Source organism: Candidatus Streptomyces philanthi, assembly GCF_059553635.1.
The window spans coordinates 1-9,476 of sequence record NZ_JCANQV010000230.1; the positions used below are offsets into that span (position 1 = coordinate 1).

8 protein-coding genes are annotated in these 9,476 nt (G+C 75.0%); 7 read left to right on the top strand and 1 reads right to left on the bottom strand.

Annotated elements, in window-relative coordinates; translation table 11 throughout:
• From AC51EU_RS22515 to AC51EU_RS22535, 5 genes are all read left to right on the top strand, one after another.
• Positions 1 to 1,309, top strand: a 1,309-nt coding sequence (locus AC51EU_RS22515) for an ATP-binding protein (RefSeq protein WP_496268846.1), incomplete at its 5' end; no start/stop codon positions are given.
• 53 nt (positions 1,310 to 1,362) lie between these two features.
• On the top strand, positions 1,363 to 2,526 hold the full coding sequence (locus AC51EU_RS22520) for an acyl-CoA dehydrogenase family protein (RefSeq protein ID WP_496268847.1): 1,164 nt from the start codon (positions 1,363 to 1,365) through the stop codon (positions 2,524 to 2,526).
• Between the two features lie 246 nt (positions 2,527 to 2,772).
• Positions 2,773 to 4,368: a 4-coumarate--CoA ligase family protein gene (locus AC51EU_RS22525; RefSeq protein WP_496268848.1), complete on the top strand. Its 1,596-nt coding sequence runs from the start codon at positions 2,773 to 2,775 to the stop codon at positions 4,366 to 4,368.
• Entirely contained in the window at positions 4,365 to 5,210 is an 846-nt protein-coding gene (locus AC51EU_RS22530; protein WP_496268849.1) for an enoyl-CoA hydratase family protein, read from the top strand. The genes AC51EU_RS22525 and AC51EU_RS22530 overlap by 4 nt, the downstream gene beginning before the upstream one ends.
• Positions 5,198 to 5,806: a TetR/AcrR family transcriptional regulator gene (locus tag AC51EU_RS22535; protein ID WP_496268850.1), complete on the top strand. Its 609-nt coding sequence runs from the start codon at positions 5,198 to 5,200 to the stop codon at positions 5,804 to 5,806. Before AC51EU_RS22530 ends, AC51EU_RS22535 begins: the two co-directional genes overlap by 13 nt.
• A gap of 41 nt (positions 5,807 to 5,847) precedes the next feature.
• Here AC51EU_RS22535 and AC51EU_RS22540 read toward each other — a convergent pair whose 3' ends face one another.
• Positions 5,848 to 6,948 carry a citrate synthase 2 gene (locus AC51EU_RS22540; RefSeq protein WP_496268851.1) on the bottom strand — a complete coding sequence of 367 codons (1,101 nt, stop codon included), beginning with the start codon at positions 6,946 to 6,948 and terminating at the stop codon, positions 5,848 to 5,850.
• Positions 6,949 to 7,461: 513 nt separating this feature from the next.
• On the opposite strand from AC51EU_RS22540, the gene pdxH reads away from it, so the two are divergent.
• Together pdxH and AC51EU_RS22550 are read left to right on the top strand one after the other, a co-directional pair.
• On the top strand, positions 7,462 to 8,085 hold the full coding sequence (pdxH, locus tag AC51EU_RS22545; RefSeq protein ID WP_496268852.1) for a pyridoxamine 5'-phosphate oxidase: 624 nt from the start codon (positions 7,462 to 7,464) through the stop codon (positions 8,083 to 8,085).
• 539 nt (positions 8,086 to 8,624) lie between these two features.
• Positions 8,625 to 9,476 (top strand): PAS domain-containing protein (locus AC51EU_RS22550; protein WP_496268853.1); only part of this gene is annotated, 852 nt, incomplete at its 3' end.

A 9,476-nucleotide genomic window follows, 5' to 3' on the forward strand; every position in this document is an offset into this window, starting at 1 on the left:
CGGACGCCACGTCGAGGTGCAGGTCCTCGCCGACGCGCACGGCACGGTCTGGGCCCTCGGCACCCGCGACTGCTCGCTCCAGCGCCGTCACCAGAAGGTCGTCGAAGAGGCCCCCGCGCCCGGCCTGCCGGACGCGCTGCGCGAGAGCCTGCACGGCGCCGCGGTCCGTGCCGCCCGCGCCATCGGCTACCGCGGCGCCGGCACCGTCGAGTTCCTGGTGGCCGCCGACGGGCGGGCCGCGTTCCTGGAGATGAACACCCGCCTCCAGGTCGAACACCCCGTCACCGAGGAGATCTTCGGCATCGACCTCGTCGCCCTCCAGATCCGCGTCGCCGAGGGCCGGCGGCTGGAGGCCGCGCCGCCTCCGGCGCGCGGCCACGCCGTCGAGGCCCGGCTCTACGCGGAGGACCCGGCGGCCGGCTGGCGGCCGCAGACCGGCACCGTCCACCGCCTCACCGTGCCCGGCGGCGTACGGCTCGACTCCGGTGTCACCGGCGGCGACACCGTCGGCGTCCACTACGATCCGCTGCTCGCCAAGGTCATCGCCCACGCGCCGAGCCGCGAGGAGGCCGTCCGCGCACTGGCCGACGCCCTGGAACGCACCCGCGTCCACGGCCCGGCCACCAACCGTGAGCTGCTCGTCCGCACCCTGCGGCACCCGGAGTTCGCCGACGCCACCGGACTCGACACCGGCTTCTACGACCGCAACCTCCCCGCCCTGACCGAGGACACCGACGGGGAGGCCGCCCTCTTCGCCCTCGCCGCCGCCCTCGCCGACGCCCACGGCCGGTCCCGCTTCGGCGGCTTCCGCAACGTCCCCTCGCGGCCGCAGACCCGTACGTACGCCCGCGCCGGGACGGAACACACCGTCCGCTACCGGCTGGACCGCGGCGGGCTGCACGCCGAGGACTTCCCCGGCGTACGACTGGTCGCGTCCGCACCCGGCCGGGTGGTCCTCGACGTGGACGGACTACGGCGGGAGTTCACCGTCAGCCGCTACAGGGACCGGGTGCACGTCGACGCCGCCCGCGCCGCGTACGCCTTCACCGCACTGCCCCGCTTCCCCGACCCCGGCGACCGCGCCGAACCCGGCTCGCTCCTCGCCCCCATGCCCGGCACGGTCACCCGCACCGCCGACGGCCTGGCCGAGGGCGACCGCGTCGAGGCCGGGCAGCCGCTGCTGTGGCTGGAGGCGATGAAGATGGAGCACCGCGTCACCGCGCCGGCCGCCGGAACCCTCACCAGCCTGCCGGTCCGCACCGGCCAGCAGGTCGAGGTCGGCACCCTGCTCGCCGTCGTCACCGCATGACGGCCCGCCCCGGAAGAACCGCCCCCTCACCCACCCGCACACATGGAGCCGCCATGAGCACCCCTGGGATCGAGACCGAGGAACACCGGGCGCTGCGCGCCGCCGTCGCCGCCCTCGGACAGCGCTACGGCCGCGCGTACTTCACCCGCGCCGTCGCCGAGGGCACCCGCACCGAAGCGCTGTGGAACGAGGCGGCACGCCTCGGCTACCTCGGCGTCAACCTCCCCGAGGAGTACGGCGGCGGAGGCGCCGGGATCACCGAACTGTCGATCGTCCTGGAGGAACTGGGGGCCGCGGGCTGCCCCCTGCTGATGCTCGTCGTCTCCCCGGCGATCTGCGGCACGGTCATCGCCCGCTTCGGCACCGGGGAGCAGCGGCGGCGGTGGCTGCCGGGGCTCGCCGACGGCAGCCTGACCATGGCCTTCGGCATCACCGAACCGGACGCCGGCTCCAACTCCCACCGCATCACCACCACCGCCCGCAGGGACGGGGGCGACTGGGTGCTGAGCGGCCGCAAGGTCTTCGTCTCCGGTGTCGACATCGCCGACGCCACCCTGATCGTCGGCCGCACCGAGGACGCCAGGAGCGGACGCCTCAAGCCCTGCCTGTTCATCGTCCCCCGCGACACCCCCGGCTTCGGCCGCAGCCCGATACCGATGGAACTCGCCGCGCCCGAGAAGCAGTTCGAGCTGACGCTGGACGACGTACGGCTGCCCGCCGACGCCCTGGTCGGCGACGAGGACGCCGGACTGCTCCAGCTGTTCGCCGGACTCAACCCCGAACGCGTCATGACCGCCGCCTTCGCCCTCGGCATGGGCCGCTACGCCCTCGGCCGCGCCGTCGACTACGCCCGCACCCGCCAGGTGTGGAAGGAACCCATCGGCGCCCACCAGGCCATCGCCCACCCCCTCGCCCGCGCCCACATCGACCTCGAACTCGCCGGGCTGATGACGCGCAAGGCCGCCCACCTCTACGACGCGGGCGACGACGCCGGGGCGGGCGAGGCCGCCAACATGGCCAAGTACGCGGCGGGCGAGGCCGCCGTCGCCGCCGTGGACCAGGCCGTGCACACCCTCGGCGGCAACGGCCTGACCCAGGAGTACGGACTGGCCTCCCTGGTCACCGCGGCCCGGGTGGCCCGGATCGCCCCGGTCAGCCGCGAAATGATCCTCAACTATGTGTCCCACCAGACGTTGGGGCTGCCGAAGTCGTACTAGGGAACGCCGCCGAACCCCATCGTCCGGGTTGACGAAAGAGGGTTCGGCGGTCGGCCGCGGGGACGGTCCGTGACGTCGTGCGGTACGGCTCGTGACCCCCGCCCGTCCGGCCCGTTGGTGACACCGGGGGCCGTGGACCGGCGGCCCCGCGGGCCGGCCCCGGCCGGCCCGGCCAGTACCGCGGCGCGTGGCCGGTCCGCGCGCCGCACGGCCCACCCATCAGTCCCCAGGGAAAGGCCCACCACCGTGTCCCACGTCTTCCGCAGCGAGTACCCCGCCGTCGACCCCGTCGAACTGCCCATCCACGAAGCCGTCCTGGGGCGGTCCGCCGCGTACGGCGACCGCCCGGCACTGATCGACGGCATCACCGGCAGCACCCTCAGCCACGCCCGGCTCGATCACCTCAGCCGCCGCATCGCCGCCGGCCTCGCCGAGTCCGGTGTCCGCGAGGGCGATGTGATCGCCCTGCACAGTCCCAACTCCCTCGTCTTCCCCGCCGTCTGCTACGCCGCCTCGCGCTGCGGCGCCGCCGTCACCACCGTCCACCCGCTGGCCACCGAGGACGAGTTGGCCAAACAACTGGCGGACTCCCGGGCCCGCTGGGTGGTGACCTGCGCGGCCCTGCTGGAGACCGCGCGGGGCGCCGCCCGGAGGGCCGGCGGTGTCACCGAGGTCCTCGTCTGCGACCGGGCGCCGGGCCACCGCTCCGTCCACGACCTCGCCGCCTCCACCGGGCCCGAGCCCTCGGTCACCGTCGACCCGGTGCACGACCTCGCCGTCCTCCCGTACTCCTCGGGCACCACCGGCACCCCCAAGGGCGTGATGCTCACCCACCGCAGCATCGCCACCAACCTCGCCCAGTTCGACGCCCTCCTCAGCAGCGGGCCCGAGGACCGGGTCCTGGCCGTCCTGCCGTTCTTCCACATGTACGGGCTGACCGCGCTGATGAACGCCCCGCTGCGCAACGGCTCCACCGTCGTCGTCCTGCCCCGCTTCGACCTGGAGCAGTTCCTCGCCGCCGTCGAGAAGTACCGCATCACCTCCGTCTACGTCGCCCCGCCCATCGTGCTCGCCCTCGCCAAGCACCCGCTGGTCGCCCGCTACGACCTGTCGTCCCTGCGGCACGTCGTCTGCGCCGCCGCGCCCCTCGACGCCGAACTGGCCGCCGCCTGCTCCCGCCGCCTCGGACTGCCGCCCGTCCTCCAGGCGTACGGGATGACGGAACTGTCGCCCGGCAGCCATGTCGTCCCCCTGGACGCCCAGAACCCGCCGCCCGGCGCCGTCGGCAAGCTGCTGCCGGGCACCGAGATGCGCCTGGTGTCCCTGGAGACCGGCGAGGACCTGCCCGCGGGGAAGGACGGGGAGATCTGGGTGCGCGGCCCGCAGGTGATGCGGGGCTACCTCGGACGGCCCGCCGAGACCGCGGCCGTCCTCGACGCCGACGGCTGGCTGCACACCGGGGACGTCGGACGGATCGACGAGGACGGCTGGCTCTACGTCGTCGACCGGGTCAAGGAACTGATCAAGTACAAGGGCTACCAGGTCGCGCCCGCCGACCTGGAGGCACTGCTGCTCGCCCACGACGCCATCGCCGACGCGGCGGTCATCGGTGTGCCGGACGAGGCGGGCAACGAGATCCCCAAGGCGTTCGTCGTACGCCGTGAGGGGGCCGCGGGCGACGCGCTGAGCGTGGACGGCATCATCACCTACGTCGCAGGACGCGTCGCCCCGTACAAACGGGTGCGCCGCGTGGAGTTCACCGATCGCGTGCCACGCGCCGCCACCGGCAAGATCCTCCGGCGCGAACTGCGCGACAGGGAAAGGAGTTCGACCACCCGATGACCGACGGCCCGCAGACGGGCGGCCCGGCACACGGGGCCGCCGCGGGCGTGGGCGCGGACGCGGCGGCCACCGCCGCGTCCGCCCCGGACGCCCCTCCCGTACGTATCTCCCACCACCAGGGCATCACCACCCTCACCCTGGACTCGCCCCGCAACCGCAACGCGCTCTCCACCCGGCTGGTCACCGCCCTGCACGCCGCGCTGGCCGACGCCGCCGCCTCCCCCGGCACCCGCGCCGTCGTCCTCGGCCACACCGGTACCACCTTCTGCGCGGGCGCCGACCTCACGGAGGCCACCGCCCCCGGCACCGGCGGCGGCCCCCCGGACCTCGTCCGGCTGCTGCGCACCCTCCTCGAACTGCCCGTACCGGTCGTCGCCCGCGTCACCGGGCACGTACGGGCCGGCGGCCTCGGACTGCTCGGCGCCTGCGACATCGCCGCCGCCGGGCCCGGCGCCACCTTCGCCTTCACCGAGGCCCGCCTCGGCCTCGCGCCCGCCGTCATCTCCCTGCCGCTGCTGCCGCGCCTGGACGCCCGCGCCGCGGCGCGCTACTTCCTGACCGGCGAACGGTTCGACGCGGCCGAGGCCGCCCGCATCGGCCTGGTCACCCTCGCCGCCGACGATGTGGACGCCGCGCTCGCCCCCGTCCTCCACGGGCTGCGCAAGGGCTCCCCGCAGGGCCTCGCCGCCTCCAAACGGCTCGTCACCGCCGGTGTGCTGCGCGCCTTCGACCGGGACGCGGACGCCCTGGCCGCCGAGTCCGCGCGGCTGTTCGCCTCGGACGAGGCCCGGGAGGGCATGACCGCCTTCCTCGAACGCCGGGACCCGGTGTGGGCACGGTGACCGCGCCCGCCCGCGGCGCCAAGGAACCCCGGCAGGAACGCAGCCGCGCCACCCGCCGCAACCTCCTGGAGGCCGCCGTGTCCTGCCTGGCCGCGCACGGCTGGTCGGGCTCCACGGTCGCCGTCGTCGCCGAACGCGCCGGGGTCACCCGGGGCGCGGCCCAGCACCACTTCCCCACCCGCGAGGACCTGTTCACCGCCGCCGTCGAGTACGTCGCCGAGGAACGCACCCGGGCGCTGCGGGACCTCTTCCCGGACGGCGCCGCCGACCGGCGCGCCGTCGTCGCCGCCATCGTCGACCTCTACACGGGCCCGCTGTTCCGCGCCGCCCTCCACCTGTGGACCGCCGCGTCCCACGAGGAACAACTCCACTCCCGCGTCACGGAGCTGGAGGCCCGCATCGGCCGCGAGGCGCACCGCACCGCCGTCGCACTCCTCGGCGCCGACGAGTCCGTGCCCGGCGTACGGGAGACCGTCCAGGGCTTCCTCGACATGGCCCGCGGCCTGGGCCTGGCCACCCTGCTCAGCGACGACAGCGCGCGCCGCACCCGGGTCGTGGCCCAGTGGGCGCGGCTGCTGGACACCGCGCTGGGCTGAGGGGACGGGGCCGGGAGCGGCACCGCTCCCGGCCGGTCCGCTCAGCGGGCGACGCCGTCGTACCCGGAGATCTCCCGCGGCGCGCGCGGACCGGGCCCCACATAGCGCGCCGAGGGGCGCACCAGGCGCCCGGTCCGCTTCTGCTCCAGGATGTGCGCGCTCCACCCGGCCGTACGGGCGCAGGTGAACATCGAGGTGAACATGTGCGCCGGCACCTCGGCGAAGTCCAGCACGATCGCCGCCCAGAACTCGACGTTGGTGGCCAGCACCCGGTCCGGACGCCGGTTGTGCAGCTCCTCCAGCGCGGCCTTCTCCAGCGCCTCGGCCACCTCGTAGCGGGGCGCGCCCAGCTCCCTGGCGGTGCGCCGCAGCACCCGCGCCCGGGGGTCCTCGGCGCGGTAGACGCGGTGGCCGAAACCCATCAGCCGCTCCCCGCCGTCCAGGGCCCGCCGGACGTACCCGGCCGCGTCCCCGGTCCGCTCGATCTCCTCGATCATGCCGAGGACGCGCGACGGCGCCCCGCCGTGCAGCGGCCCGGACATCGCGCCGACCGCGCCGGACAGGGCCGCCGCGACGTCCGCGCCGGTGGAGGCGATCACCCGCGCCGTGAACGTCGAGGCGTTCATGCCGTGCTCGGCCGCCGACGTCCAGTACGCGTCCACCGCCGCGACATGCTTGGGGTCCGGCTCCCCGCGCCAGCGCCGCATGAAGCGCTCCACGACGGTCTCCGCCTTGTCGATCTCCCGCTGCGGCACCATCGGCAGGCCCTGCCCGCGCGCCGACTGCGCCACGTACGACAGGGCCATCACGGCCGCCCGCGCCAGATTGTCGCGTGCCGTGGCCTCGTCGATGTCCAGCAGCGGCCGCAGGCCCCACACGGGCGCGAGCATGGCCAGCGCGGACTGCACGTCGACGCGGATGTCACCGGAGTGGACGGGGATCGGGAACGGCTCGGCGGGCGGCAGACCGGGGTCGAACGCCCCGTCCACCAGCAGCCCCCAGACGTTCCCGAACGACACATGCCCGACCAGGTCCTCGATGTCGACCCCGCGATAACGGAGCGCACCGCCCTCCTTGTCCGGTTCGGCGATCTCCGTCTCGAACGCGACGACTCCCTCAAGTCCGGGTACGAAGTCGGACATCAAGCGGCTCCTCAAGGCTGGGGACGGCGGACGGCCGCCGTGCGGTCGGTGTACGGCGCCGGCACGGTTCCGCGGCCGCTCCGGGCGGCTCGCGGTCCGTACCGGTCACCCCGGTGATGCCCCGCGCGGGCGCCGGCCACGCGGCCGTTGCGCCCGTGGTGGGACGGCGCGCGGGCACGGCGGGTGCCGTGCGGTGCGGATGGTGCGTCGGATGCGGAGTACGGGGGCGCCGCCGGTCGGCGCACCGTTCGTAGGGGCGCGCTGCGTCCCCTCGGTCCGCACACGATAGCCGCGGGCGTCCTCCGGCCACAGGGTGCGGGCCCCGAATGTGCCGGGCGCCACCCGCGCGGATGCGCGGCGTCCGGGGCGCGAAGGGAGGGTGACGCGGGGGCGACGGCGGGCGGACTTCGGTCCCTCGGCCTGCCGCCCGGCGGGGCCGTGTTGCAAGATGAGGCCGTGCACCCTGCCGACGCGTCGTTCCCCGTCCTTCCCGAAACGCCCGACCCCTCGTCCATGCGGGCGCACTACCGCGCCGAGGGGCTCGCCGAGCCCGACCTCGCCCCCGGGCCGTACGAGCAGTTCGCGCACTGGTTCAAGGAGGCCGCCGAGGCGGGCCTGCACGAGCCGAACGCGATGATCGTCTCCACCGCCGACGCGGCCGGGCGGCCCAGCTCCCGTACCGTCCTGCTGAAGGCGTTCGACCATCGGGGTTTCGTCTTCTTCACCAACTACACCAGCCGCAAGGGCCGCGAACTGGCCGAAAATCCCCGGGTGTCACTGCTGTTCCCGTGGCACTCGCTGGCCCGTCAGGTCATCGTCGACGGCACCGCCGCCCGCATCGGCCGCGACGAGACCGCCGCGTACTTCCGCTCCCGCCCGCACGGCTCCCAGCTGGGGGCCTGGGCCAGCGACCAGTCCTCGCCGGTCGCCTCGCGCGCCGAACTGGAGCAGGCGTACGCGGAGTTGGCGGCCCGTTACCCGGAGGGCGAGCAGGTTCCGGCGCCGCCGCACTGGGGCGGCTACCGGGTCGACGCCGCCGCGGTGGAGTTCTGGCAGGGCCGGGAGAACCGCCTCCACGACCGGCTGCGGTACGTCCGGGAGGGCGGCGGCTGGCGCGTCCAGCGGCTGGCGCCCTGAAACGCGGGCGACCCGCGGGCCATGTCCCCGGTGCCGTGGGGCACCGGGGGCCGGTCGGACGAACCGGCGGCCCGCGGGTCGGGTGACTGCTGGGAATTGGGCCGGCTGCGCATCTGCAGTATGCGCGGGTCCGGCGCCGCACTGGGTGAAGCGACGGGCCCTAGCCCGCAGCCACCTCACGCGTCCGGTGAGAAATCATCTGCCGAACCACCTCCCTTCTCGTGTGCCCCACACATTACGAACCTCCTCTCGGGCCCCACAACCGATTTATTCGGGGCCCTCGGAGGGGGTCGCGATTTCCGCGAACCCGGTGTGTTCTGGGTCACGTTCGAGTTGAATGGCACGAGGCGCAGCACGTGCGGCCGCGTACGTAGGGGGTGCCAGTGGCTGCTTCTTCTTCCTCGCCGTCGTCGTCCGGATCGTCCGGCGCATCGCCCGCCTCACCCGCCTCTTCCGCCCCGCCGGCGGGACACTCCCCGGGCGGCGCGGCACCCGGCACGCCCCACCCGCGGGCCCCCGGCTCCCCCCGCGACTCCGGACTGCTCACCGCCCTCCTCGACGGCATGGACACCGGCCTCCTCGCCCTCGGCGCCGACGGCACCGTCACCCACTGGAACCACGAGGCCGAACGCATCCTGGGCTGGACCGCCGACGAGGCCGTCGGCCGCCCCGGACTGCACGGCTGGGCCGTCCGCGACGAGGACGCCGGCACCGTCGAGGCGTCCCTGCTCGCCGCGATGCACGCCCCCGGCCGCCTGGTCCACGAACACGCCCTGCTCACCAAGGACGGGCACCGCGTCCTCGTCCGCGCCCAGTGCGCCGCCGTCCGCGACCCCGCCGGCCGGCCCGACGGCGTCTACTGCGCCTTCGGCGAGGTCCACACCCAGATCGACCTGGAACGCTCCCTCGCCCTCGGCGAGGCCCTGTTCACCGAGGCACCCTGGGGCGTGGTCCTCGTCGACGCCGACCTGCGGCCCGCCGCCGTCAACACCCACGCCGCCCGCGCCCTGGGCACCGGCCGCACCGCCCTGCTGGGCCGCCCCCTCGGCGAACCCCTGGCCCAGGGCGTCGAGGAACTGGAAGGCGTCCTCCAGCACGTCCTGGCCGAGGGCACCCCGCCCGCCGCCACCGAACTGTGGGTCACCCTGCGCGCCGAGGACACCACCCGCCCCCGCCGCTGCTGGCGCAGCGGCTTCGTCCGGCTGGCCTCACCCCTCGGCGAGGAACCGGTGCCGCTCGGCGTCGCCTGGTTCTTCCAGGACGTCACCGACACCAAACAGGCCGAACAGGACGGCGCGCTGCTCCGCTTCCGCGCCCAGCAGCTGCACCGCGCGGGCCGCGCCGCCGCCGAGTGCCCCGACCCGTCCGAGGCCGCCGCCGTCCACCTCGAC

Bases quoted from the DNA above. Each gene is read 5' to 3' on its own strand.
- AC51EU_RS22530 (WP_496268849.1), top strand. From the start codon at position 4,365: ATGACCGACGGCCCGCAGACGGGCGGCCCGGCACACGGGGCCGCCGCG.
- AC51EU_RS22540 (WP_496268851.1), bottom strand. From the start codon at position 6,948: ATGTCCGACTTCGTACCCGGACTTGAGGGAGTCGTCGCGTTCGAGACG.
- pdxH (WP_496268852.1), top strand. From the start codon at position 7,462: ATGCGGGCGCACTACCGCGCCGAGGGGCTCGCCGAGCCCGACCTCGCC.
- AC51EU_RS22520 (WP_496268847.1), top strand. From the start codon at position 1,363: ATGAGCACCCCTGGGATCGAGACCGAGGAACACCGGGCGCTGCGCGCC.